A 23,063-nucleotide genomic window follows, 5' to 3' on the forward strand; every position below is an offset into this window, starting at 1 on the left:
AATGGCAGCCAGAAGCAGGATGTGGCGGCATAATAACAAACATCCTTGGCCGCGATAGGGCCAGCTGATTTGAGGTAACAAACTCTCGTGAATGTTGATTTGCACTGCCACAGCACGGCCTCCGATGGCGCCCTGGCGCCTGCGGTTCTGGTGGCGCGGGCGTTCGAGCACGGCGTGCGAGTCCTGGCCCTGACCGACCATGACACCCTCGAAGGCCTCGACGAGGCCCGTAGCGCTGCGACCGCGTTGGGCATGCAACTGGTCAATGGGGTCGAGCTGTCCTGCACTTGGGGTGGCGCAACCATTCATGTGCTGGGCTATGGTTTTGATATAAATGCACCGGCGCTGGTCCAGGCCATCGCGCAACTGCACGATGGCCGCTGGCTACGCGCTGAAGAAATCAGCCGCAAACTGGCCGTCAAGGGCATGCCCGGTGCGCTGGACGGCGCCCGGCAGGTCCAGCAGGAACTGGGCGACAGCGGCAACGCACCGGCCCGGCCACACTTTGCCGACTGGATGGTGCGCGAAGGGTTCGTCAAGGACCGCGCCGAAGCGTTCCGCAAATGGTTGGGGGCCGGCAAGCTGGGGGACGTCAAGCAGCACTGGCCGACGCTGGAAGAAACCGTCGAGACCCTGCGAGCCGCTGGCGCCTGGGTCAGCCTGGCGCATCCGTGGCACTATGATTTCACCCGCAGCAAGCGCCGCCGCCTGGTCGCCGACTATATTCAAGCAGGGGGCCATGCCATCGAGGTGGTCAACGGCCATCAGCCGGCCGAGCAGGTCGGCAGCCTGGCGATCCTGGCCCGTGAGTTCGGCCTGCTGGTGACTGCCGGCAGTGATTTCCATGTTCCCGGGGGCTGGTCCGAGATCGGCGAATATCGCCCGTTGCCGGAAGATCTGCCACCACTATGGTGTAGATTCAAACATGATCCCGTTACCGCCGCCGTCTGAACAGGTAGAACACGTGAGTCAATTTTTCCAGATTCATCCGGAAAACCCGCAAGCGCGCCTGATCAAACAGGCTGTCGAAATCATCCGCAGTGGTGGGGTGGTGGTCTATCCGACCGACTCCGCCTACGCCATTGGCTGCCAGATCGGTGACAAGAATGCCGTTGAGCGGGTCAGGCGCCTGCGTCAACTGGACGACAAGCACAACTTTGCATTGATCTGCAGCGACCTGTCGCAGCTTGGGCTGTTCGCCAAGATCGACACGGGCACTTTCCGCCTGCTCAAGGCTCACTTGCCCGGGCCGTACACCTTTATTCTCAACGCCACGCGGGAAGTCCCGCGGCTGTTGCTGCACCCGAAAAAACGCACCATCGGCCTGCGGGTACCGAGCCATCCCATCGCCCTGGCGCTGCTGGCCGAGTTGGGGGAACCGTTGATGAGCGTGTCGCTGATCATGCCCGGTGACACCGAGCCGCTGACCGACCCCTACGAGATTCGCCAGTTGCTCGAACATCAGGTCGAACTGATCATTGACGGCGGTTTTGGCGGCCTGAAGGCCTCCACCGTGATCAACCTGGCCGACGGCGAGCCGCAGGTGGTGCGTGTCGGCTGCGGTGATCCGGCCCCGTTCATGGCCGAGGCCTGAATGTCCGCGGTGCAAACCCCCGTGGAAAACCCGGACAGCCAGGCGGGCGCGCAACAGGAACTGCCGTTCGCCATGGTCTATGGCCAGGCGGTCCTGGAAATGCCCCTGGACCTGTACATCCCGCCCGATGCCCTGGAAGTGTTCCTCGAAGCCTTCGAGGGCCCGCTCGACCTGCTGCTGTACCTGATTCGCAAACAGAACATCAACATCCTCGACATTCCCGTGGCGGAAATCACCCGCCAATACATGGGCTATGTCGAGCTGATGCAGTCGGTGCGCCTGGAACTGGCGGCCGAATACCTGGTGATGGCGGCCATGCTCGCCGAGATCAAGTCGCGGATGCTGTTGCCACGCTCGGCGGCGGTCGAGGAAGAAGAAGACGACCCGCGCGCCGAACTGATTCGCCGCTTGCAGGAATACGAGCGCTTCAAGGCTGCCGCGGAAGGCATCGACGGCTTGAGCCGGGTCGGGCGCGATGTAGTGGTGCCCAAGTTGGATGCGCCCGAGGCCAGGGCCCGCAAGTTGCTGCCGGATGTCAGCCTGGAAGAGTTGCTGATGTCCATGGCCGAGGTCCTGCGCCGGGGCGACATGTTTGAAAGTCACCAGGTCAGCCGCGAAGCATTGTCCACCCGCGAGCGCATGAGCGACGTGCTGGAACGGCTCAAGGGCGGCGGCTTTGTGCCGTTCGTCGAGCTGTTCACCGCCGAGGAAGGACGCTTGGGCGTGGTGGTGACCTTTATGGCGGTGTTGGAATTGGTCAAGGAATCCTTGGTCGAGCTGGTGCAGAATGAGCCGTTCGCAGCGATCCACGTGCGGGCACGAGCCGAATAACGAGCAAATCAATGAACCTGACTGAACCCCGCGAGCTTGCCCCCTTGCTTGAAGCTTTCCTGTTGGCCTCGGGAAAGCCGCAATCGATGGAGCGCCTGTTCGAACTCTTCGAGGAAGGCGAGCGGCCTGAGCCGGCCGTGTTCAAGAAAGCCCTGACGCTGCTGGGTAAATCCTGCGAGGGGCGGGCGTTTGAGCTCAAGGAAGTGGCCTCCGGGTATCGCCTGCAGATCCGCGAGAAATTCGCGCCGTGGGTCGGCCGGCTGTGGGAGGAGCGGCCGCAGCGCTATTCCCGCGCCATGCTCGAAACCATGGCGTTGATCGCCTACCGCCAACCGATCACCCGGGGCGAGATCGAAGATGTGCGGGGCGTGGCGGTCAACAGCCACATCGTCAAGACACTGCTGGAGCGGGAGTGGATTCGCGTCGTTGGCTATCGCGATGTGCCGGGCAAACCGGCGATGTTCGCCACCACCAAGGCCTTTCTCGATCACTTCAACCTGAAGAACCTGGATGACCTGCCGCCCTTGGCCGAGCTGCGGGAGATCGAGCCCGAACCCATGTTGGAGTTCGACGACGCGCCGGTGCCCCAGGGTCTGCAGGAACTGGCCGACGCCAGCGCCGAGCCGGAGGAACCCAAGGAAGAGACCAGTTTCCATTCGTTGCTGCTGGAGTTGGACACCATGGAGGAGGGGCTCAAGACCGACTTCGACGATTTGCTGCGTGACGAGCCGCGTACTGAAGACCTGGCCCCTGACCGTGAAATTGAACCTGCGGTCGAGCCCGAGGAAGACATCCTCGGTGTTGCCCAAGCCCGGGAGAAACTGCTGGCCGCTGTCGCTGCCCTTGAACCGCGCGAGCCCGAGCCCGAGCCTGAACTGAGCGATGAAGAAGCGGAGGCCCGGGCGTTGGCCGAAGCGATCGAGAATGAGCGTCGCCAGTTTGATGATTGATCTGCCTTTGTGGGAGCGAGCCTGCTCGCGATAGCGGTCGTTCAGCTTGCATCGATGTTGGATAGGCTGCCGTCATCGCGAGCAGGCTCGCTCCCACAGGGGGAATGCAGGGCGGTTTACCACCGATCAGCGGAAAACCCACTGAACGTCCATCCATCAGCTAGTCTCTGATGCGCAAACGCCTCAACGGGCGTATGATTCGCGACCCTTTGGCGATCCCTTCGCCGAAGACCTGTTTTCAAAGCGTCAGGCCACGCCTGGCCGACCACACCGGGAGGTGCCCAGAATGAAAGACCAAGACCCCAACGACAGCCAGGAAATCGGCCCAGCCGGCGAGAAACTGCAAAAAGTCCTCGCCCGTATCGGCGTCGGTTCGCGCCGTGACGTGGAAACCTGGATTACCCAGGGCCGCATCAAGGTCAACGGCAAAGATGCCACCTTGGGCCTGCGTGTCGACATGCACGACGCCATCACCATCGATGGCAAGGTGATCAAGCGTGAAGAGGCCGCCGAAACGGTGCGCCGCGTGATCATGTACAACAAGCCCGACGGCGAGATCTGCACCCGTGACGACCCGGAAGGCCGCCCGACCGTGTTCGACAAGATGCCGCGTCCCAAAGAAGGCCGCTGGATCAACATCGGTCGCCTCGACATCAACACCACCGGCCTGTTGATGTTCACCACCGACGGTGAGTTGGCCAACCGGCTGATGCACCCGTCCTACGAGATGGACCGCGAATACGCCGTGCGTGTGCGTGGCGAAGTCGATGACGAGATGATCGAGCGCCTGAAGGCCGGCGTCGTGCTGGAAGACGGTCCGGCGCGTTTCACCGACATCAAGCAGGCGCCTGGTGGTGAAGGTTTCAACCATTGGTACCACTGCGTGGTGATGGAAGGCCGTAACCGTGAGGTACGCCGCCTGTGGGAATCCCAGGGGTTGGTGGTCAGCCGTCTGAAGCGCGTGCGTTTCGGCCCGGTGTTCCTCAACTCCGACCTGCCGATGGGCCGCTGGCGCGAAATGAGCCAGTACGAAGTCGACATCCTGGCGGCCGAGGTGGGCCTCAAGCCTGTGGCGATGCCGCAGATGACCGCCAAGAGCAAGGACAAGCTGGAACGCATGCAGCGCAAGTCCTCGCGTCCGATGGGCAAGACCGAGCGCGTGCGTACGCTGCGTCCGGCTGCCGAGGGTGCAGCGACTGGCCCACGTCCCTCCCGTGAGCCGCAGATCGAAGGCGAACGTCCGGCCCGCAAGCCGGCCGCTCGCCCGGACGGCGAGCGCGGTCCGCGCACGCCACGTCCGGCCAACGGTCGGACTGAACGTGGCGAAGGTCGTGGTGCGCCCGCTGGCCGCGGTACGCCAGTGGCCGATCGTCCAGCCGACACCAAGCGTCCGGCCAAGCCGGCGCCGAAGAAACGCCCGGGCATCGTCCTGGTCGATCGCGACGCGCCCTCGGGCAAGCGCCGTGGCGCACCGGCCGGTTCCGGCCAGCGTCCGGGGTTCGGGCGTCGTAAGCCGGAGTGAGGCAGCTGTGAGTTTCTAGCTGCAAGCTGCAAGAAAAAACGCCAACCGTAGGGTTGGCGTTTTTTTTTGTTCGGCTTAGGTGATGTGGGGCAGCTTAGACCGCTATCGCGAGCAGGCTCGCTCCCACAGTTGATTTTCAGTGGATGAAGCATTTGTGTCCGGCGCCATTCCCCTGTGGGAGCGAGCCTGCTCGCGATGAGGCCAGCAGCCCAGCCCCTTTCTTCCAGCCTCCCCTCGCTTGCCGCTTGAAGCTTGCCCCTCAAAGCTGCCCCTAAAACACAAACCGCCCATCAAACATCGCTTCATCATCCAGCGCCAGCACACCGCTCTCGAAGATCAGGTCCAGGTGATGACTGCCCTTGGCCCCGCCGCCGAGCCCCAGGTGCAGGCCGCAATGGCGCTCCTCGAAACCGGCGTTGCGGGCATACAGGCTCTTGACCCCTTCGTTGGTGCCGATCCCCAACTCTTCGATACGCCGGTTGGACGGGTTAGCGTCCAGGTACTTGTTGAAATCGTGTTCCAGGCCCGGCACGTCGGTGGCGATTTTCTGGATGGTGGAGTCTTTGATCCACAGCTCCAGCGGCGATTGCAGCACGCCGTATTTGCGCGCAAACGGAATGGTGCTGAGGAACGTGCCGACGAATTTCACCCGGCCATTGATGGTGTCGCTGTGGGTGGCGATTTCCCCGGGCGCCAGGTCGTAGTTGCCGACGCCGTTGATGTCGGTCCATTTTTTCACGCTGCCCAGGGCCGTGTCGAAATACGAGCCGTGGTCATCCTGGAAACTCAACGTCGTCGCTTGGGACATGCGCCGGATCAGGTGACTGTTGAGCCCGGCGATCCGTTGGGGGATGACGCTGAACGTGTCGTAGAAATAGTCGCCGTAGTCTTTGAACAGCAGCGATTTCTTCCAGTTGTCCGCCATCACGCCTTGCAGCGCGCGGACAAAGTCCGGGCCGTCGGGGCGTGGGTTGGGCAGGGTGGAAGAGTCGTAGAAGAAAATGTACAGATCGCTGTCGGCAATGGCCTTGGACAGGTGCTCCGTGGGTTCAAGGTCCAGACGCATGGCGTTGAACCGGAAAGGTGATCCGCTGCCAGCCTGTTCGGCGATGGCGCCGGTCAGCGCCTCGTAGTCGGCGGTATGACCGAGCAACACCTTGGCGGGCTGGATGCCGGCCAGGGCAGGGTGGTGTTCGAGGTAGTAAAGGAAATGTGAGATGGCTCGTTGTGTGTCCATGCTTATTCTTCCCTGACAGATGTAGTGAGCTTCCATGACAACGGCAAAAAGTGGCGGAGTCGACCGGCCGGACCGCCTCCGCCGGGCTGTGCCTACAGAGGCCACATCGCCGTGCCGAACGGAACGACCGCGTCGGCTTGCATCATTTCAACAGCGGCTTCATGGGTTGGCGCTTCAAACCATTCGTCCAGTTGCAGTTCGGTTTCCAAGTCTTTGTCCAGTGCTTGCATAGTGAATCTCCTAGATGACTTTTACGGAAAAAGCGGGTCGATGCGGCGATTGAAACTGGCCGCAAACGGCCCCGCAAAACTTGTCGGCACGATGCCTTGGCAAGTTCCTGAGAACCTAGTCGAGGGTTTTTTAGAAGGCAAAAAAATATTTTATTTTTTTAAAATGAACTTTTTGTTCTATTTTTGCCGGCTTTTTTTTGCCTGTATAAACAAATGGCTGGCGGGTTTATTCATTAGCAAGCTTCCTACCGTCAATTTCCAGACAGATGACAGAAAATTCCTACATGGAAAAAATGCGTTACGCGCTGTAAAGAAATACTGACGAAAAGCATGCCCGCACTCGGTCCGAAACGGCCCTTCATGTGAATGTAAGAAAAAGCTTCCAGTAGGCTCTCTGAGCGTCGTGTCAGTGGGTGCTGGCTGGCTTGTTTCCAATCCATGGGGAGGTTCAGATGCACCCCATGCCTTGTAAGGGTGTCTGGCAGCGCAAGGGCAGCGGTGTACAATGCGCCCCGCGTTTTACTGTGACCCTTCGCGTACCCACGCACTTTCAAGGCTATCCGCCTTGTTCACTCCGCCACGCCACAAGCGTGTCGGGTTCGATTTCGTCACAGATAAAAACAAACAGGTGACGCATGACCGTTGTAACTACAGGCGAGCTGAAACGCGGCCTGAAAAATCGCCACATTCAATTGATCGCCCTCGGCGGCGCCATTGGCACCGGCCTGTTCCTCGGCTCGGCCGGGGTGCTGAAGTCAGCCGGCCCGTCGATGATCCTCGGCTACGCCATCTGCGGTTTCATCGCCTTCATGATCATGCGCCAGTTGGGCGAAATGATCGTCGAAGAGCCGGTGGCCGGTTCCTTCAGTCACTTTGCCCACAAGTACTGGGGCGGTTTCGCCGGGTTCCTGTCCGGGTGGAACTGCTGGATTCTCTACATCCTGGTGGGCATGTCCGAGCTGACAGCGGTGGGCAAGTACATCCACTACTGGGCGCCGGACATTCCGACCTGGGCCTCGGCCGCGGCGTTCTTCATCCTGATCAACGCCATCAACCTGGCCAACGTCAAAGTCTTCGGTGAGGCCGAATTCTGGTTCGCGATCATCAAGGTCGTGGCAATCGTCGGCATGATCGCCCTGGGCAGCTATCTGCTGGTCAGCGGTCATGGCGGACCGCAAGCGTCGGTGACCAACCTGTGGTCCCACGGTGGGTTCTTCCCCAACGGCGTCAGCGGGCTCGTCATGGCCATGGCGATCATCATGTTCTCCTTCGGCGGCCTGGAAATGCTCGGCTTCACCGCCGCCGAGGCCGACAAGCCGAAAACCGTGATCCCCAAGGCCATCAACCAGGTGATCTACCGAATCCTGATTTTTTACATCGGCGCCCTGGTGGTGCTGTTGTCGCTGACCCCATGGGACAGCCTGCTGAGTACCCTCAACGCCTCGGGCGACCCCTACAGCGGCAGCCCGTTCGTGCAGGTGTTCTCGATGCTGGGCAGCAATACGGCGGCGCACATCCTCAACTTCGTGGTGCTGACCGCGGCGTTGTCGGTGTACAACAGCGGCACCTACTGCAACAGCCGCATGTTGCTGGGCATGGCCGAGCAGGGCGATGCGCCCAAAGCCTTGTCAAAGATCGACAAGCGCGGCGTGCCGGTGCGTTCGATCCTTGCATCGGCAGCGGTCACGTTGGTGGCGGTGCTGTTGAACTACCTGATCCCGCAACATGCGCTGGAGCTGCTGATGTCGCTGGTGGTCGCCACGCTGGTGATCAACTGGGCAATGATCAGTTACTCGCACTTCAAATTCCGCCAGCACATGGACCAGACTGGCCAGGTGCCGCTGTTCAAGGCGCTGTGGTACCCCTACGGCAACTATGTCTGCCTGGCGTTCGTGGTGTTCATTCTCGGCGTGATGCTGCTGATTCCCGGCATCCAGGTCTCGGTGTACGCGATTCCGGTGTGGCTGGTGTTCATGTGGGTGTGCTACGTGATCAAGAACAAGCGCAGTGCCCGGCGAGAGATGGGTGTGGCGGCGGTTGCCAAGTAGGCATCGTTGACCTGCACCAAACCCGGCTGAATGCCGGGGTTGGTGCCTCCAGAGTTCATAGAACCCCTGTGGGAGCGAGCCTGCTCGCGATTGCGGTGTGCCAGCCACCATTGATGTTTCTGACCCGACGCCATCGCGAGCAGGCTCGCTCCCACAGGGGGTAGGTGTTGTCCTGGGGATTCAGGGTATTCTGTGGGTCCTGATAGCGGACGCTTTTTATGCTGGCGATTTCCAACACCGTGCACATTCCCGACGCCGAGATCGAGCTGACGGCCATCCGCGCCCAGGGTGCCGGGGGGCAGAACGTCAACAAGGTGTCCAGCGCCGTGCACTTGCGCTTCGACATCCCGGCCTCGTCCTTGCCCGAGTTCTACAAGGAGCGGCTGCTGGCCCTGCGCGACAGTCGTATTACCAGTGACGGTGTGTTGATCATCAAGGCCCAGCAATACCGCACCCAGGAACAGAACCGTGCCGATGCGCTGGAGCGGCTGGCCGAGCTGATCCTCAGCGCCACCAAGATCGAGAAAAAGCGCCGCCCGACCAAGCCGACCCTGGGCTCGAAGAAACGTCGGCTGGAGTCCAAGACCAAGCGCGGTTCGATCAAGGCCGGGCGCGGCAAGATCGACTTCTAGCTTCTGTCCCGTGCCTGGCGCTGTCTCGGCGCCTGACGGTACAGATAGATGCTCAGGATCAATCCACCCAAGGCTGCCAATGCCGCGAACAAAAAGATCGACGCGAAGCCAAAGCCCGCCGCAATGGCCCCGGCCAGCGGCCCGGTGATGCCCAGCGACAAATCGATGAACAACGAATAAGCCCCCACTGCGGCCCCACGACTGGACGCCGGCACCAGGTTGACCGCCTCCACGCCCAAGGCCGGAAACACCAGGGAAAAGCCGAAACCGCTCAACGCCGCGCCCGCCAAGGCCCAATGCGCATCCGGTGCCAGCCACAGCAGCAACAGGCCCAGGACTTCCACTGACAGGCAGGCAATCGCGACCCGGAAGCCACCCAGACGGTTGATCAGATTGCCGAACAACAAGCGCGCGCCGATAAAGCTGGCACCGAACAGGCTCAGGCACAGCACGGCGTTTTCCCAGTGCTGGGTGGCGTAGTACAGGGTGATGAAGGTGGCGATGGTGCCAAACCCGATCGAGCCCAGGGCCAGGCCGCAGCCGTGGGGCAAGACGCGTCCCAGCACGTGCATGAACGGCAAGCGCTCGCCAGCAACGATGGGCGCGGCGGTCTTCGGCCAGGCCAGCGCCAGGCCCAGCAGCGCCAGCAAGATGATGCTGACCCCCATGCTCCATAGCCCCAGCGCATTCACCAGCCACACCCCCAGTGGCGCGCCAATCGCCAGCGCGCCGTAACTGGCGATGCCATTCCAGGAAATCACCTTGGCGGTATTCGCCGCGCCGACCCGACCAATGCCCCAGCCAATGGAACCCGAGCCCACCAGGCTTTCCGCGCTGCCCAGCACCAGCCGGCCGATCAACAGACTGACCAGGCTGAAGGACGGCAGGCTTGAGGTCCAGGCCGACACCAGCATGAACACTCCGCTCAATCCGCAACCGGCGAGACCGATCATGACCGCGCGCTTGCTCCCCAGGTTATCGATGATCCGTCCCGCGTACGGGCGGCTGAGCAAGGTGGCCAGGTATTGCACGCTGATGACCAATCCGGCGATCACCGCGCCGAATCCCAGTTCGCCATGGACATACCCGGGCAGCACGGCCAGGGGAATACCGACATTCAGGTAGCCGATGAACGTGAACAGAACGATGGAAACCACTTGCAGCGTGACCGCCAGGGGGCGCTGGGAATCTGACATGAGTAAAGGATCCACGGAGCAGCAAGAATAGATAGGCTGCTTATGATAACGGCGACCGTGGTGGCAGAGCGCGCAAAAGTAAAACTATTTGCCGAACGGTGACTCAGCGGTCGTTTTGTCCACCGACCAGGTGCGTGGTGACCAACGCGGCGAGGGCGTTTTCCTCGGTGCCGAAACGCGCCAGCAGCGCGGCTTGTTTCTCGGGCGAAAGGCGGGTCCAGATCTCGACCATTTTTTCGGCGGTGCCGATCAGTACGCTGGCCTGGGCTTCGCTGAAGGTGGGGGTGTCATCGGTCATGAAAGGTTCGACATTCAGGCAGTGTGGAAAGCGCATCTTAGCGCTTTCCACACGGTCTGGTTACGCAGTGGATCAGTCTTCGCTGTCGGCCTGGCGGCGTTCAGTGGCTTCTTTCGGCTCGGGCTGCTGGGCGTCTGCTGGCCCCCCGGCATTTAGCGTGGTCGTCTGCTCAGTGTCGTGCAGGCTTGGGAAGGGGAGATTAGGGATCTCGTGCATATCGCGCTCCTCGCAAAGTCTGTGGGTAGATCTGGTTGATCCGCGCTTTTAAAAAGCCTGGGCAGGATACAGCAGGAGAAATGACAAAAAGACTTTTAAATCCTGCCGCACCGACCGATGGGTTTGTCTTGACAGGTCAGGGCGAACGTTCGTGACGCCGCTGGGGACGCTCACGGCCCGACGGTCGGTCGCCCCTGGCGCTCAAGAGTGGGGCTCTCGGGCCGATGGCGAGACGTATCCCAGCAATCACGTTCAACGCCGTTTGCGCGCGACATGGAAGGTCTGGACATATTGGTCCGTGGGCTCGGCTTCATTACTTCGTAGAGATCCTCCTCCATGTTTCTGCAAAAATCCCTGAAAGCCCAGATTCTCGCTTTGCTGAGCGGGAGTTTGCTGGCGATGTTACTGATCGCCCTGGCGTCGTTTCATTTCCTTTCCGATGGTGTACAGAACTATCGCAACTTGATCGATGGGCCGTTGCGCGCCTCCCAGGCAATCGACGAAGCCAACCTGCAATTCAAGTCACAGGTCCAGGAATGGAAAAACGTTCTGTTGCGGGGCAAGGAGCCCACGGAACGGGAAAAATACTGGAAGCAGTTCGAAGCACGTCAGGGTGATGTCCAAGGCATTTTGAGTGAGCTGATTGGCCACCAGGATCTCCCGGCCCAGATCAAGACACGCATCGAGCGTCTGCGCGATGAACACCGCCAGTTGGGTTCGGCCTATCAGAAGGGGCGGGACGTCTTTGTAGCGGCGGGCGGTGACGCAGCGGCGGGGGATTCGGCGGTCAAGGGCATGGACCGTGCCACCAGTGAGCAGATGAGCGAGCTGGTGGTCGATCTGCACAAACTGGGCAGCGACCAGTCGGTGTCGATCAGTGCCGGGGCCGACCGCACGATCATGCTCGGCGTCGCGGTGATGCTGGTGTCGGGCTTGCTGATCGGATTGTTCAGCCTGTGGCTGGTCAACCGTAACCTGGTGCAGCCGATCCGGAGCCTGATCGACTATGTCACCCAATTGAGTCGCGGACGATTCGCCGAGCGGGTCAGCAGCAATCGCCAGGACGAGTTGGGCAACCTGGCGGTAGCCGCCAACACCCTGCGTGATTTCCTCGCCGAAACCTTTACCCGCCTGCAACGCAGCGCCACGGATCTGGACAGCGCCAGCGGTGAGCTCAATGCCATTGCCAGCCTGATGAGCCGAGGCACCAACGAGCAGTTCGAGCGCACCGATCAGGTGGCAACGGCGATGAACGAAATGTCCGCCACGGCCCAGGAAGTGGCGCGCCACGCCGCCGATGCGGCAAGGGCCGCCGACGATGCCGATCAGTCGGCGCAACAGGGTGAGAAGGTCATGCAGGGGACCATCCACACCATCACCCGCATGCGTGGCGAAATAGCCAACACCGCTACGGTTATTCGTCAGTTGGAAACCGACAGCGGGCGCATCGGCAAAGTGCTGGAAGTGATTCGCGGGATTGCCGAACAGACCAACCTGCTGGCGCTCAACGCGGCCATCGAAGCGGCCCGGGCGGGTGAGGCGGGTCGCGGTTTCGCCGTGGTCGCCGATGAAGTCCGCAGCCTGGCCCAGCGCACGGCGGCGTCGATCATCGAGATCAACCAGATCATCCAGACAGTGCAAACCGGTGCGGTCGACGCAGCCCAGGCCATCGAAAGCGGCCAGTCGCGCAGTGAAGAAAGTGTGGAGCAGGTGACCCAAGCGGGCGCGATGCTCGAGCGCATCACCGAGGCCGTCGAAGCGATCCGTGACATGAACCGCCAGATCGCCACGGCTGCGGAAGAGCAGACCTCGGTGGCCGAAGACATCTCGCGCAACCTCACCGAAATCACCAGCATTGCCAGCACCAACCTGGACAATGTGCAGCGCACCGAAGCAGCCAGTGGCAATTTGCATCGTCTGTCGGGGCAGTTGAATGACGTGACGGCGCGGTTGAGTGCCTGACTGGCACCTTGGTGAGGGGCACGCCGACCAGCAGGTAGACAAGAGCAGCCGATCAGTAATCCCGTCGCTTGCGAAACGCCCAGCGGCCGGCGATCACGGTGAAGGTCACCACCAGCGCCACGAGGATCCAGAAACCCTCGGGGTCAGTGGCGAGTGGCACGCCGCCGACGTTCATGCCAAAGAAACCGGCAATGATGTTGATGGGCAGGGCCAGCACCGTGACCAGGGTCAGGGTGAACAGGGTGCGGTTGCTCTGTTCGTTGAGGTTGGCGGCGATCTCTTCCTGCAACAGCTTGATCCGTTCACCCAGCGCGGTCAGGTCGTTGATGATGAGGGCGAACTCCTCGGTGGATTTGCGCAGTTCCTTGACGTCTTCTTTCTGCAACCATTGCGGCGGACGGTTAAGCAGGCGCAGCAACGAACCCGGCTCCAGCGCCAGCAGACGTTGCAGCCGCACCAGGACCCGGCGCTGGCTGCCCAGCTCGGCGCGATTGGTGGACAGCCGTGACGACAGCAACTGATCTTCGATCTGATCGACACTGAGGCTGGTCTTGCGCACGATCTGGGTCAGCACTTCGCCCTGGTCGCGCAGCAGATGCACGAGCAATTCCAGTGGTGAGCGAAAGTGTTCGCCGGCCTTGACCGATGAGCGCAGCTTGTCGACCGAGTGCAGGGGTTGCAGGCGCGCGCTGACGATCAATCGGCTGTGAACACACACCCACAACGTCGACACATCCGAGGACACCAGGCTGCTGAGGTTGAACACCACATCGTTCACCACTGCCAGCAACGCCGAATCCACGTGTTCGATGCGGGTCGAGCGCGAGCCTTCGTGCAGGGCTTCGAAAAACTCCTCGGGCAAGGCCAGATGACTCTTCATCCAGCGCTCGCAAGCCGCGTGGGCCAGGTTCAGGTGCAGCCAGAGGAACTCATCGTCGTCTTGCGGCTGCTGCAGGCTTCGCAACGCTTGGGCCGAATCGATCTCCCGTCCACGCTCGCCGGGGCGAAAGCGAAACCCGTAGAGCAGGCCAAACAGGTCCGGATCGCGGTGGCTTTGATCGATGCTGTGGTTCATGACGTCTCGCTGGCGGGAAGTGCCTGCGCTGGCTACAGGTTCACTTGGACGAGATCATGGCAAGGTTTTTTGAAGGTTTTGTGACGGGAGACGCAGCGGTCGACGGCTTTCTCCCACAAAAAAAAAGAGCCGCGCAACTTGAACGTTGCGCGGCTCTTTACGGATGAATCAAGTGTCCAGCTTGTCGCTCAGGACTTTGCCAGTGGTGGCATCGAAGTCGACATCGAACTCTTTGCCATCGGCGGTTTTCAGTTCAACTTCGTACTCATAACCGTTGAAGTGGTTGTCCAGGTCGGTGTCGGTGATGGTGGCGCCCGGGTGCAACTTCAGGGCTTCTTCGTTCATCGATTCCAGGGACTTGATCTTGCCTTCCTTGACCAGTTGCGGAATCTGGTCAACCCGCACGTCCGCCTGGGCCAGGCCAGCGGTAAGGGTCAGGGCAGCAGCGGTAAACAGGGCAGTCAATGTTTTCATAAGTGCTTTCCTTGGTGTCATTAAGGGGGTGATTCGTTTAAGTGGGTTCAGGCTAACGCTGGCAACTTAATTCACCCTTAATTTGTAACAACTTGGAATGCACACACACGCCCGTAGTTCCCCACGGGCGTGTCCGGTTTCAATAACCGTTCTTCTCCAGCAACTGCGCGACAGTGCCAGTCGCGGGCCGCTTGAAGTACTTGAGCAGTTCACTGGCGCGGTTGGTGAAGATGCCATCGACGCCGGCATCCAGCACTTTCTTGAAGTCCACGGTCTCGTCCACGGTGTAGACGTGCACCAGTAGCCCCTGGTCGTGGGTGTATTGGTTCATCCACGGTTGCACCAGGTCCGAGTAGCTCTGGCTGCCGCCGTGGGTCAATGCCGCGGATGGCCCGGTGCCGGCGGCTCCCAGTGCCTTGGCGTACTGGACCCATTTCTCGAATTCAGCCTTGTCCTTGGGTTCCTGCCTGGCGTAATAGGCCGCCTTGTCGGTTTCGCCGGATTCGGCAAACGGCACCTTGGACTTGGGCTCGATGTTGCCTTCGCCGACCCACAACAGCAGGATCTTCGGCACTTTCGGCATCTCTTTTTGCAGCAGTTCGAGGCTGCTCTTTTCGAAGGTCTGCAAGACCACTTTGCCCTTGCCTTGGCCTACACCGGTAGCGCTTTTGGCAAGTTTGGAGCCGGAGGGGCTCAGCCAGCCGCGGTCCTGCAATTTATCCTTCAGGTCGCGTTCGATGCCGGGAAACAGCTTCGGCTCCTTGGTTTCAATGTACAGCCCGGGTTTGTGCTGCGGGTTGCCTTCGGCGATGTTGATCACTTCATCGAGGGTCAGGATTTTCAGGCCCGAGAACGAAGGACGGGCGCGGTCCGGGTAAGCGGTGTTGAACCAGCTGCCGGCATCGAGGGTTTTGAGTTCGGCCATGGTGAACTCATTGGCGGAGCGGTCCTTGCGCTCAGGGAATTTGGTCGCAACGTCCGTGGTGCGAAGCAGGTTGTCGTCATGCAGGACGAACAACACGCCATCCTTGCTGCGTTGCAGGTCCAGCTCCAGGTAGTCGGCGCCCAGGTCGCGGGCCAGTTTGTAGGAGGCGGCGGTGGATTCCGGTGCGTCGAACGAGGCGCCACGGTGGGCAATGACCGCCGGATGAGGAATGCCCTGAAGGGCCGCCAGGGCCTTGGGGCTCGCTACTTCGCTGGCGTGTGCCTGGCCGAGGCCGAGCAACAGGCTCAACATCAAGGCACTGCGGGTGAAGGTGACAGGCATGCTCGAGATCCTTTCGTAGGTTTCTGCAAAAACCTATCTTTTAACAACTGAGCGCCGCCAGCGCTATCGCCATACCGACATAAACGTGTGCAAAGCAGATTTTTCCCACGCAATTTCAGGACGCTTTGCAGTACCCTTGGCCGCACCAGTTTCCCCGGCAGAGGGAGACCTTAAATCCTGTGTTCGCTTGCCCTGCGTGTAAACCATCAATCAGACGTTCTGAGGTTTACCATGCACACCACTTCGACACTCATCTGCCAGGCCGCCGACCAGCTCAAGGGTTTTGTCGGCCTGAACCGCAAGACCGGCCAATACATCGTGCGCTTCAGCGAAGACGCCTTCGGCATGGACGTGGCCGACGACGGCATCATTCCCGCCTGCGAATTTGTCTGGGCCCCTGTCAAGGACGGCACCATGACCCTCAAGCGCGAGCGGATCCAGCTGCTGCTGGACCAGAACATTGACGACCGCATCAACCTCACCGAACCGTTGCGGGTGTACATGGCGCGCAGCGACGTGCCGGAGATCGTTGCGGTGCGGCAACGGGTGGAAAGCTGAGCCACGATCTCGACTTGAACCGGAAACCTGTGGGAGCGAGCCTGCTCGCGATGGCGGCGGCACATTCAACATCGCTGCAAGCTGACCCACCGCAATCGCGAGCAGGCTCGCTCCCACATGGGATTTGCAGTGCTCCAAAGATCTTGCGACCACCCGAGAACCCCTGTGGGAGCGAGCCTGCTCGCGATGACGGATTCACATTCAGCATGGATGCAAACTGACCCACCGCTATCGCGAGCAAGCTCGCTCCCACAGGGGATTTGTGGTGCTCCATGGGGCGGTGCGCTCAAAGTCGGGACTTTGCACAGGCCTCCACAAACGCCCGCGCCAGCGGCGGCACACGACCTTCCAACGCCGCCCGTTCCGGTTGAAACAGCGTCGCGACAAAGAATGGATGATCGCGCAGCTCCACGGCCCGCAGCTCGCCGGCCGAATCCCGAGCTACGGCGTGCAAGCGTTCACTCAACAGCTCGTCTTCAAAATCCGGATTAACCCCAAATCGGCAGTGATAACCCTCGAAAACCGCCTGGCGCCCATACGCCTCGGCAATCAATGAGCCCGCGCTGAGCTGGAGGCTATCGATGGTTTCAACCAGGGCACAACTCAATGGCGTCACCAGAACCCGTTCGGCCTCGGGAGACGTCTCGCCGTGTGCCGCATCGTCCCAGCCCATCACGTTACGGGCGTATTCCAGCACGGCATGCTGAAAGCCGCCGCAGGTGCCGAGAAAAGGGAGACGCTGTTCGCGGGCAAAACGAATGGCTTGCAATGCGCCGCCTTCGTCCCGATAGGGGCTACCCGGTACGCACCAGACGCCGTCGAAATCATTCAGCAACGCGTTGTCGGCGATGAGGTCAGTCGCCACCCATTGGAAACGAATCTCACGGCCGGTATTTTTCCCGGCAAGCGCCAGCGCGATAGGAATCGCCCGATGAGCCGTTATCTGTGGGTCGTGATCGCCGACCAGAGCGATGTGCAAAGGACGCTGGTTTTCCATGGGAGCCTCGCCGCTTGTTGATTGCTGGTGGTCACTATAGATTGGCGTTCACGCAATCAATATGGGCGTTTACCCAAGTGCTCAATGCAGCGACGCACTATCGTCTGGATTACCCTGATCTCTCGCTGATCCTGGCGCTGGTCCGTGGCGGTTCGCTGGCCCGGGCTTCCCAGTTGCTGAAAGTGGACGTGTCCACGGTCTTTCGTTCAATACGCCGGCTGGAGGCAGCGCTCGGCCAGCCATTGTTCGAAAAAAGCCGTTCCGGGTATTTGCCCACGAGCCTGGCCCAGGCGCTGGCCGAACAAGCCGAGCGCGCCGAGCAGGCCCTGGAGGCGGCACGTATTGGCGTGGAGCAGGGCGGTGAAGTGGTCAGCGGCACCGTGCGCCTGACCTGTAGCGACTCGGTCCTGCAAGCCTTGCTGCTGCCGGCGCTGGCGCGGTTCATGCCCGCTTATCCCGCATTGACCCTTGAGCTGTGCACCTCAAATGACTTCGCCAACCTGAGCCGCCGCGATGCCGACATTGCATTGCGCTTGACCCGCACGCCGCCGGAACACCTGGTGGGGCGAAATCTTGGCAGTGTTGCTTATCGGGTGTGCACGAGCCCGACTTACCTGGCTTCGGTGAACTCGGATGATCTGATGTCCTTGCCTTGGATCGCCCCAGACGATTTCCTCCCCGATCATCCCTCCGTGGCCTGGCGCCGCCAGCACCTTCCCGGTGTGGTGCCGGCTTATCGCTGCAACAGCATGCTTTCGGTCACCGAACTGGTGCGGGCTGGTTTGGGGGTGGCCGCGCTGCCGGACTTTCTGATCGACCCAAACCAGGGGCTCATGCCGATTGGCGAATCGCTAGCGGGCTATGACACGGCGCTTTGGCTCCTGACCCGCCCGGACTGCCGCGCGCTGCGCTCGGTGGTGACCTTGTTCGATGAGTTGGGGCGCAACCTGCGGTGCGGCTGACATTTAACGAGCAGAATACGCTCGGCATCAAAGGACGATGCCCTACGACGGTTATAGTGCTTCGAGCATCCGTCCCAGGCAGAGAGCATCAAAATGGTGAACCCCTTGCGTCCCACTTCCGATAACGCTGTTGACCACCTGCGTTTTCACCGCCCCCACGCGCATTTGGGCCCCACTTTCGGCAATGACCGATTTGCGCTGCGGGCAGAGGCGTTCGCGCGTTTTTTCGGAACGCCGATGTTCCTCGGGGCGCAAACCGTGATCGTGTTGATCTGGGTAGGCCTGAACCTGTCGGGTATCGTTCATTTCGATGCTTACCCGTTCATTCTGCTCAATCTGGCGTTCAGCCTGCAGTCAGCCTATGCCGCCCCGCTGATCCTGCTGGCGCAAACTCGTCAGGCCGCGCGCGACAAAGCCCAGGCGGAAGCCGATGCCCAACATCGCGAAGCCTTGGCGGTCGCTAACAGTGAGCGCCAGGCCACGGCCGCGCAGAATACGGCGCAGTTGCTTGAATTGTTGGAGCAGAACACCCGCCTGACGGAAATGACCAAGGCATTGACCGAGCGTATCGACAACCTGACCACTGAGATGCATACGAAAGTTGTGCACAACGTATCGCAGCAGTAGCCCTTTCGTCCGTCGCGTCATGTTTGCTGATGAAATCTACGAGCAGTAGGGCCCGAACCCGGTGGTACTCGTGCTCAGGTTTGGTAGTAAGCCAGGAACATGTCGAGCGCCGATTCGATCACCCGGGTCTGTTCAGCCTCGGTCAGGCTCGGTTGGCCCATGGAAATCTGCGGCCAGAAGGCGAACGTCTTGAGCAGCCCGTGCAACTGCTGGGCGGCAAACGCGGGCTCTACGGTTTGCAACCGGCCATCGGCCTGGGCCAGACGTATCCACGCGGTCAAGCCTTCTTCGCGTTCGCCCATGCGCGCGACCATGTCCTGGGCCCGTTCGGGGGAATGAATTGTGGCAGCGATGGCGATGCGCGCCAGGTCGAGCAGATTCTCGTCCGCCAGCATGCGCAGTTTAGCCTGCAGTAACGCCTGAAGCTGTTCCCTTAGGGGCTTATCCGAGCGGTAGGCGGTGTCCTGTTCTGCCGTGATGCTGCTCCACAACCGGCTCAGGATTTCCGCAAACAGCGCTTCCTTGCTTGGGAAGTGGTTGTAAACCGTACGTTTCGACACACCGGCAGTCGCCGCGATCTTGTCCATGCTGGTGACCTCGAAACCGCTGCTGCGAAATTCGGCAATTGCGGCCTGGAGGATGGCTTCGCGTTTTCGCTCGGTGAGGCGTTGCGGTACGGTCATGGGCATCGTCGGTGAGAAGAGAGAAATTACACTCGGTAGTTTACTTGCTCCGGGGATTCATGCAATCTAGAAACTACACCGAGTGGTGTAGTTTTGAGGCGGATGACTGAGGGTGCATTTCGCAGCCATCCAGCGTTCCACAACGACGAAGCGCAATGACGACGACGTCCTTGGAGTTACCGCACCATGAGCATTCCTTCTTCTGCGACTGACAACGCGGCCGCCAACCCTGCCTCTCAACGTGAACAGGGGAAGTATCGCAATCACGCCCACACCCCGCGGGAAGGGTTCGGCCAGATGATGCGTATCATCTGGAACATGCTCCTCCACAAACCGCGCACCACACGTCCTGCGGGCGCCATCACGGTCCAGTCGCTAACGCGCGCGCAGTTGCTCGCGGCACCGAACCACAGCGTTTTCCGTCTCGGCCATTCCACCGTGCTGCTCAAGTTGCGTGACAAATTCTGGCTCACCGACCCGGTGTTCTCCGAGCGCGCGTCTCCTGTGCAATGGGCCGGGCCCAAGCGTTTTCATCAGCCGCCCATCAGTCTGGAAGACCTGCCGCCCATCGAAGCGGTGATCCTTTCCCACGATCATTACGACCACCTCGATTACCAGGCCATCCTCAAGCTTGCTTCCAAGACCCGGCATTTCCTGACGCCCTTGGGCGTGGGTGACACCCTGGTCAGATGGGGTGTCGAGGCCAGCAAGGTCCGTCAGCTGGATTGGTGGCAAGGTACCGAGGTGGACGGCATCGAGTTCATTGCCACACCTTCGCAACACTTTTCCGGTCGAGGCCTATTGGATGGCAACAGCACCCTCTGGGCGTCATGGGTAATGATCGACGGCGGCACAAGGATTTTCTTCAGCGGCGATACCGGTTACTTCGACGGTTTCAAACGCATCGGCGAGCGTTACGGTCCCTTCGACCTGACGCTGATGGAAACCGGTGCCTATAACGTCGATTGGCCCCATGTCCATATGCAGCCGGAGCAAACCCTCCAGGCTCACATCGACCTCAAGGGGCGTTGGCTGCTACCGATCCACAACGGCACCTTCGACCTGGCAATGCACGCCTGGTATGAACCCTTCGATCGCATCCTGGCCCTGGCTTGGGAGCGTAACGTGCCCATCACCACGCCGCAAATGGGCGAAGCCTTCACCCTGGCCCAACCGCAATGTGGCCGGGCCTGGTGGCTGGACGTGGAGGCCTCGGCCTACCAGAACCAGACCGGCGCGGCCTGACGCCTCCTGCAACGCCGACTACTCGATCATCGCGTAGTCGGCCCGTCCCATCGGGTCCGGCGTGGCGCCCTTGATGTTCATGCCACGCCCCGGTGCAAAGCCGGGAAAGAACACCAGTCCTTCGGCTTCAAAGCGAAAAGCCAGCGCCAGCCGCGTCACATCGAGCAGGTCACCACCGGCTTCGAAGCGTCGGATGGCCTGGACCGAGACGCCGGACAGCCGGGACAACTCCTCGACACTCCAACCCAGCATGGCTCGGGCCTGCGCACAGTGGGCAGGGGTAAATTGATAGACAGCGATGCGTTCCAGGGTGGTCTTGATTGCGAGCGAGGCCATGGGAGTTCTCCAAAGCGGTGGATTCAAAAATACTGTGTTTTTGTACAGTTGTTTTGAGGCCGGATCAATCTCATTTTTTTGATGGGTGACCAGTGGTCAGCCCCAGTACCGTCACGCTGAGACGAAATCAGTTATCGGCCAACCCCGGCGCTTCACGAATGATGAAGTGATCCAGGTTCTCGATATTGACGCTGAACACCCCGAACGTCTGCTCGGGGTTTTTCTTGCTCGGCACCTGCTTGAGCTCCGGCGTCACACCATAAAAGAAACAATACAAATCCCGTTCGCTCTCGGCGGCGTGCTTGATCTCTTCCAGAAACGCCTTGCGCTTGCGGTAGCTGTCGATCAGCTTCTTGCTCAGGTAAACGTTGACCGAGTAAGGCTTCTTCTTCGCCTCGCCGGGTAGCTTGACCCAGACCTTCTGCTCGAAGCGACGCGAAAACTGGCGCTGTGGTAATCCTCGATCTTCTTGATCTTGCCCCAGTAGATCAGCCCCTTGTTGTCCAGCAGAAACTCGATCTTCTTGAAGAACGATGCATAGGGCGCGGTGTGCTCGCCAATCTTCAGCGGCATGCGCTTGAGCAAATCCTTGTCGGCGAAGTTCGAGACGAAACACTCCACCGGGTGAGCGAAGACACTGGTCTTGTCCGGTGCCGAGTCACGGCCCGGGTGCTCGACATGATTGGTGGCTGAAGGCGCTCGTTCACCATCTATAACGTCCGCCGCCACCGCCGGGTTGGAAGGCTTTCGCGCATACGCCCGCCGAGTCAGCAACAACTCCGAGGGGAAATGTTCCTCCCGACCGTCATCCGTTTCCGCGACGTCCGCGTCCAGGCCGGTCGCCGGCGTTTTCAGGCTGGCATAAGGACAACCCTCGACATGCCGGGTGCTGGGAATGTTCTTGAAATGCGGCGTGCGCACGTAATTCACATTCTTGGCATTGAACGTCCCCAACACATTCGCCGCCTCGAACGCCGCCCGACAGGCATCGTTGGGGCATTGGAAATGCTCCTTCGCGGAATCGAAGTCCATCGTCTCGTCGAAATTCAAATCGCGCACGTCATAGATCGACAGCTTGTCGTCGAGGCTGCGGCAGTAGGCGAGGTCGAATTTCATGTTAGGGCTCGGGTCCTTGAGTGGGATGGGTATTAATAGCGGGCGGTGGGGTGGGTTGCACTGAATGTTTTCAATCATGCGCAAATTTCCGCGATGATTTTTCAAGGACTGGGCAGAACACCATGCTGACAGGCGGTCAGCTCGACATCTTGCTCGACGGCTTGTTTGGACTTAGGCTAGCTTAGCTAATCAGGTGGAGGTGTCCTATGAATGAACTGGTGCAAGTAAACATGCACGAAGCCAAGTCCCAGCTTTCCCAACTGGCTGAGCGTGCATGGCAAGGCGACAAGGTGGTGATTGCCAAGGCAGGCAAGCCGTATCTGGATCTGCTGCCCCATGTTGATACCCCTCGTGTTCGCAAGCCTGGGCGATTGAAGGGCAAAATTCGTATGTCTGCTGATTTTGACAAAACCCCCGAAGACATAATTGATGGATTCGAGGGCAGCCTATGAGGCGCTTGTTATTGGACACTCATGCGTTGCTTTGGTGGCTATATGATGACCCAGCATTGGGCGCCGATGCTCGACAGATGATGGCGGAACCACGCAATCAGGTCCTGGTAAGCGCCGCCTCGATCTGGGAGATATCCATCAAAAAGGCTAAAGGAATGCTTGAGGCGCCAGAGGATCTTGAGGCGCTGGTTGAAGATGAGGGTTTCACTAAGCTGCCGATTTCGCTGTTCCATGGACAGCAAGCGGGTAAGTTACCGGAAATCCATCGCGACCCATTTGACCGGATGTTGATTGCCCAGGCTCAAGCAGAGGGACTGGAGTTAGTCACCGCCGATGGAATCATCCCGCAGTACGGGGTACGGGTGGTTTCGGCACGGTTGTGAGGAGCACTCGACACCCAAACGCGCGCACAATCCTGTGGCGACGGGATTTATCCCCGTTGGATTGCGAAGCAGTTCCAGCATGATCCCAATTACGAAAAGTCTCTGAATCGGCATCATAATGCTGGTTAAGTCCGCATAGACGTCGCTAGTCGGAATTATATTGCTGAAAAAC

At 60.3% G+C, this 23,063-nt stretch carries 26 protein-coding genes and 1 pseudogene; 15 read left to right on the forward strand and 12 right to left on the reverse strand.

From position 1 onward, the window contains the following. The first annotated feature begins 87 nt into the window (after window positions 1–87). From J7E36_RS23595 to rluB, 5 genes are all read left to right on the forward strand, one after another. Window positions 88–951: a PHP domain-containing protein gene (locus J7E36_RS23595; protein ID WP_215008481.1), complete on the forward strand. Its 864-nt coding sequence runs from the start codon at window positions 88–90 to the stop codon at window positions 949–951. A 13-nt stretch (window positions 952–964) separates the two neighbouring features. After that, the gene (locus J7E36_RS23600) at window positions 965–1,594 is read left to right on the forward strand and encodes an L-threonylcarbamoyladenylate synthase (RefSeq protein ID WP_215008483.1); all 630 of its coding nucleotides are present in this window, start codon (window positions 965–967) and stop codon (window positions 1,592–1,594) included. 132 nt (window positions 1,595–1,726) lie between these two features. Next, a complete protein-coding gene (locus J7E36_RS23605) occupies window positions 1,727–2,425 on the forward strand; it encodes a segregation and condensation protein A (RefSeq protein ID WP_215008554.1) in 699 nt (232 codons plus the stop codon). 11 nt (window positions 2,426–2,436) lie between these two features. Next, window positions 2,437–3,375: an SMC-Scp complex subunit ScpB gene (scpB, locus tag J7E36_RS23610; protein WP_215008485.1), complete on the forward strand. Its 939-nt coding sequence runs from the start codon at window positions 2,437–2,439 to the stop codon at window positions 3,373–3,375. 286 nt (window positions 3,376–3,661) lie between these two features. Next, window positions 3,662–4,897 (forward strand): 23S rRNA pseudouridine(2605) synthase RluB, encoded by a 1,236-nt coding sequence (gene rluB, locus J7E36_RS23615; protein WP_215008487.1) that lies wholly within the window; start codon window positions 3,662–3,664, stop codon window positions 4,895–4,897. A gap of 271 nt (window positions 4,898–5,168) precedes the next feature. Here the strand turns inward: rluB and J7E36_RS23620 are convergent, their stop codons facing one another. Together J7E36_RS23620 and J7E36_RS23625 are read right to left on the reverse strand one after the other, a co-directional pair. Continuing rightward, entirely contained in the window at window positions 5,169–6,134 is a 966-nt protein-coding gene (locus J7E36_RS23620; RefSeq protein ID WP_215008489.1) for a leucyl aminopeptidase, read from the reverse strand. A gap of 92 nt (window positions 6,135–6,226) precedes the next feature. Further along, on the reverse strand, window positions 6,227–6,364 hold the full coding sequence (locus J7E36_RS23625) for a hypothetical protein (RefSeq protein WP_003178782.1): 138 nt from the start codon (window positions 6,362–6,364) through the stop codon (window positions 6,227–6,229). A 1-nt stretch (window position 6,365) separates the two neighbouring features. Between J7E36_RS23625 and J7E36_RS23630 the strand changes: the two genes are divergently transcribed. From J7E36_RS23630 to arfB, 3 genes are all read left to right on the forward strand, one after another. Continuing rightward, the gene (locus J7E36_RS23630; RefSeq protein ID WP_215008491.1) at window positions 6,366–6,686 is read left to right on the forward strand and encodes a hypothetical protein; all 321 of its coding nucleotides are present in this window, start codon (window positions 6,366–6,368) and stop codon (window positions 6,684–6,686) included. Window positions 6,687–6,999: 313 nt separating this feature from the next. Then, window positions 7,000–8,412: an amino acid permease gene (locus J7E36_RS23635; protein WP_215008493.1), complete on the forward strand. Its 1,413-nt coding sequence runs from the start codon at window positions 7,000–7,002 to the stop codon at window positions 8,410–8,412. A 218-nt stretch (window positions 8,413–8,630) separates the two neighbouring features. Next, window positions 8,631–9,044, forward strand: a complete 414-nt coding sequence (gene arfB / locus J7E36_RS23640) for an alternative ribosome rescue aminoacyl-tRNA hydrolase ArfB (RefSeq protein WP_215008495.1) — start codon at window positions 8,631–8,633, stop codon at window positions 9,042–9,044. On the opposite strand, the gene J7E36_RS23645 is transcribed toward arfB, so the two are convergent. The 3 genes from J7E36_RS23645 to J7E36_RS23655 form a co-directional block, all read right to left on the reverse strand. Further along, window positions 9,041–10,240, reverse strand: coding sequence for an MFS transporter (locus tag J7E36_RS23645; RefSeq protein ID WP_215008497.1), 1,200 nt, complete (start codon window positions 10,238–10,240; stop codon window positions 9,041–9,043). The two genes, arfB and J7E36_RS23645, sit on opposite strands and share 4 nt — an antisense overlap. A 103-nt stretch (window positions 10,241–10,343) precedes the next feature. Further along, entirely contained in the window at window positions 10,344–10,574 is a 231-nt protein-coding gene (locus J7E36_RS23650) for a hypothetical protein (protein WP_215008499.1), read from the reverse strand. Window positions 10,575–10,610: 36 nt separating this feature from the next. Beyond that, a complete protein-coding gene (locus J7E36_RS23655; protein WP_215008501.1) occupies window positions 10,611–10,754 on the reverse strand; it encodes a hypothetical protein in 144 nt (47 codons plus the stop codon). A gap of 336 nt (window positions 10,755–11,090) precedes the next feature. Between J7E36_RS23655 and J7E36_RS23660 the strand changes: the two genes are divergently transcribed. After that, a complete protein-coding gene (locus J7E36_RS23660) occupies window positions 11,091–12,716 on the forward strand; it encodes a methyl-accepting chemotaxis protein (protein WP_215008503.1) in 1,626 nt (541 codons plus the stop codon). Between the two features lie 52 nt (window positions 12,717–12,768). Here the strand turns inward: J7E36_RS23660 and J7E36_RS23665 are convergent, their stop codons facing one another. The 3 genes from J7E36_RS23665 to J7E36_RS23675 form a co-directional block, all read right to left on the reverse strand. Further along, window positions 12,769–13,791: a transporter gene (locus J7E36_RS23665; RefSeq protein ID WP_215008505.1), complete on the reverse strand. Its 1,023-nt coding sequence runs from the start codon at window positions 13,789–13,791 to the stop codon at window positions 12,769–12,771. Window positions 13,792–13,959: 168 nt separating this feature from the next. After that, a complete protein-coding gene (locus J7E36_RS23670; RefSeq protein ID WP_215008507.1) occupies window positions 13,960–14,265 on the reverse strand; it encodes a PepSY domain-containing protein in 306 nt (101 codons plus the stop codon). Between the two features lie 139 nt (window positions 14,266–14,404). Then, window positions 14,405–15,532: a glycerophosphodiester phosphodiesterase gene (locus tag J7E36_RS23675; protein WP_215008509.1), complete on the reverse strand. Its 1,128-nt coding sequence runs from the start codon at window positions 15,530–15,532 to the stop codon at window positions 14,405–14,407. Between the two features lie 231 nt (window positions 15,533–15,763). Here J7E36_RS23675 and J7E36_RS23680 point away from each other — a divergent pair, with 231 nt between their 5' ends. Beyond that, window positions 15,764–16,090 (forward strand): DUF2025 family protein, encoded by a 327-nt coding sequence (locus tag J7E36_RS23680; RefSeq protein WP_215008511.1) that lies wholly within the window; start codon window positions 15,764–15,766, stop codon window positions 16,088–16,090. Between the two features lie 286 nt (window positions 16,091–16,376). On the opposite strand, the gene J7E36_RS23685 is transcribed toward J7E36_RS23680, so the two are convergent. Beyond that, window positions 16,377–17,087, reverse strand: coding sequence for a CTP synthase C-terminal region-related (seleno)protein (locus J7E36_RS23685; protein WP_215008513.1), 711 nt, complete (start codon window positions 17,085–17,087; stop codon window positions 16,377–16,379). A gap of 14 nt (window positions 17,088–17,101) precedes the next feature. Here J7E36_RS23685 and J7E36_RS23690 point away from each other — a divergent pair, with 14 nt between their 5' ends. Together J7E36_RS23690 and J7E36_RS23695 are read left to right on the forward strand one after the other, a co-directional pair. After that, a complete protein-coding gene (locus J7E36_RS23690; RefSeq protein WP_215008515.1) occupies window positions 17,102–18,049 on the forward strand; it encodes a LysR family transcriptional regulator in 948 nt (315 codons plus the stop codon). 105 nt (window positions 18,050–18,154) lie between these two features. Beyond that, window positions 18,155–18,676, forward strand: coding sequence for a DUF1003 domain-containing protein (locus tag J7E36_RS23695; RefSeq protein ID WP_231286375.1), 522 nt, complete (start codon window positions 18,155–18,157; stop codon window positions 18,674–18,676). Window positions 18,677–18,750: 74 nt separating this feature from the next. On the opposite strand, the gene J7E36_RS23700 is transcribed toward J7E36_RS23695, so the two are convergent. Next, window positions 18,751–19,359, reverse strand: a complete 609-nt coding sequence (locus J7E36_RS23700) for a TetR/AcrR family transcriptional regulator (protein WP_215008519.1) — start codon at window positions 19,357–19,359, stop codon at window positions 18,751–18,753. Between the two features lie 186 nt (window positions 19,360–19,545). On the opposite strand from J7E36_RS23700, the gene J7E36_RS23705 reads away from it, so the two are divergent. Next, window positions 19,546–20,604 (forward strand): MBL fold metallo-hydrolase, encoded by a 1,059-nt coding sequence (locus J7E36_RS23705; RefSeq protein WP_215008521.1) that lies wholly within the window; start codon window positions 19,546–19,548, stop codon window positions 20,602–20,604. A gap of 18 nt (window positions 20,605–20,622) precedes the next feature. On the opposite strand, the gene J7E36_RS23710 is transcribed toward J7E36_RS23705, so the two are convergent. Further along, window positions 20,623–20,940 (reverse strand): helix-turn-helix domain-containing protein, encoded by a 318-nt coding sequence (locus tag J7E36_RS23710; RefSeq protein ID WP_215008523.1) that lies wholly within the window; start codon window positions 20,938–20,940, stop codon window positions 20,623–20,625. A gap of 127 nt (window positions 20,941–21,067) precedes the next feature. Then, window positions 21,068–22,056: pseudogene (locus J7E36_RS23715) on the reverse strand (hypothetical protein). Between the two features lie 206 nt (window positions 22,057–22,262). On the opposite strand from J7E36_RS23715, the gene J7E36_RS23720 reads away from it, so the two are divergent. Beyond that, on the forward strand, window positions 22,263–22,508 hold the full coding sequence (locus tag J7E36_RS23720) for a type II toxin-antitoxin system Phd/YefM family antitoxin (protein WP_215008525.1): 246 nt from the start codon (window positions 22,263–22,265) through the stop codon (window positions 22,506–22,508). A gap of 11 nt (window positions 22,509–22,519) precedes the next feature. After that, window positions 22,520–22,891, forward strand: coding sequence for a type II toxin-antitoxin system VapC family toxin (locus tag J7E36_RS23725; RefSeq protein WP_231286376.1), 372 nt, complete (start codon window positions 22,520–22,522; stop codon window positions 22,889–22,891). Window positions 22,892–23,063 lie beyond the last annotated feature (172 nt).

Source organism: Pseudomonas fluorescens, from assembly GCF_018614775.1.
In the GTDB taxonomy this organism is placed as follows: domain Bacteria; phylum Pseudomonadota; class Gammaproteobacteria; order Pseudomonadales; family Pseudomonadaceae; genus Aquipseudomonas; species Aquipseudomonas fluorescens_BY.

What these genes read in the sequence shown, in the direction of transcription:
- scpB (WP_215008485.1), top strand. Translation starts at nt 2,437, where the DNA reads ATGAACCTGACTGAACCCCGCGAGCTTGCCCCCTTGCTTGAAGCTTTC.
- rluB (WP_215008487.1), top strand. Translation starts at nt 3,662, where the DNA reads ATGAAAGACCAAGACCCCAACGACAGCCAGGAAATCGGCCCAGCCGGC.
- J7E36_RS23620 (WP_215008489.1), bottom strand. Translation starts at nt 6,134, where the DNA reads ATGGACACACAACGAGCCATCTCACATTTCCTTTACTACCTCGAACAC.
- J7E36_RS23625 (WP_003178782.1), bottom strand. Translation starts at nt 6,364, where the DNA reads ATGCAAGCACTGGACAAAGACTTGGAAACCGAACTGCAACTGGACGAA.
- J7E36_RS23635 (WP_215008493.1), top strand. Translation starts at nt 7,000, where the DNA reads ATGACCGTTGTAACTACAGGCGAGCTGAAACGCGGCCTGAAAAATCGC.
- arfB (WP_215008495.1), top strand. Translation starts at nt 8,631, where the DNA reads ATGCTGGCGATTTCCAACACCGTGCACATTCCCGACGCCGAGATCGAG.
- J7E36_RS23645 (WP_215008497.1), bottom strand. Translation starts at nt 10,240, where the DNA reads ATGTCAGATTCCCAGCGCCCCCTGGCGGTCACGCTGCAAGTGGTTTCC.
- J7E36_RS23650 (WP_215008499.1), bottom strand. Translation starts at nt 10,574, where the DNA reads ATGCGCTTTCCACACTGCCTGAATGTCGAACCTTTCATGACCGATGAC.
- J7E36_RS23655 (WP_215008501.1), bottom strand. Translation starts at nt 10,754, where the DNA reads ATGCACGAGATCCCTAATCTCCCCTTCCCAAGCCTGCACGACACTGAG.
- J7E36_RS23660 (WP_215008503.1), top strand. Translation starts at nt 11,091, where the DNA reads ATGTTTCTGCAAAAATCCCTGAAAGCCCAGATTCTCGCTTTGCTGAGC.
- J7E36_RS23665 (WP_215008505.1), bottom strand. Translation starts at nt 13,791, where the DNA reads ATGAACCACAGCATCGATCAAAGCCACCGCGATCCGGACCTGTTTGGC.
- J7E36_RS23670 (WP_215008507.1), bottom strand. Translation starts at nt 14,265, where the DNA reads ATGAAAACATTGACTGCCCTGTTTACCGCTGCTGCCCTGACCCTTACC.
- J7E36_RS23675 (WP_215008509.1), bottom strand. Translation starts at nt 15,532, where the DNA reads ATGCCTGTCACCTTCACCCGCAGTGCCTTGATGTTGAGCCTGTTGCTC.
- J7E36_RS23680 (WP_215008511.1), top strand. Translation starts at nt 15,764, where the DNA reads ATGCACACCACTTCGACACTCATCTGCCAGGCCGCCGACCAGCTCAAG.
- J7E36_RS23685 (WP_215008513.1), bottom strand. Translation starts at nt 17,087, where the DNA reads ATGGAAAACCAGCGTCCTTTGCACATCGCTCTGGTCGGCGATCACGAC.
- J7E36_RS23700 (WP_215008519.1), bottom strand. Translation starts at nt 19,359, where the DNA reads ATGACCGTACCGCAACGCCTCACCGAGCGAAAACGCGAAGCCATCCTC.
- J7E36_RS23705 (WP_215008521.1), top strand. Translation starts at nt 19,546, where the DNA reads ATGAGCATTCCTTCTTCTGCGACTGACAACGCGGCCGCCAACCCTGCC.
- J7E36_RS23710 (WP_215008523.1), bottom strand. Translation starts at nt 20,940, where the DNA reads ATGGCCTCGCTCGCAATCAAGACCACCCTGGAACGCATCGCTGTCTAT.
- J7E36_RS23720 (WP_215008525.1), top strand. Translation starts at nt 22,263, where the DNA reads ATGAATGAACTGGTGCAAGTAAACATGCACGAAGCCAAGTCCCAGCTT.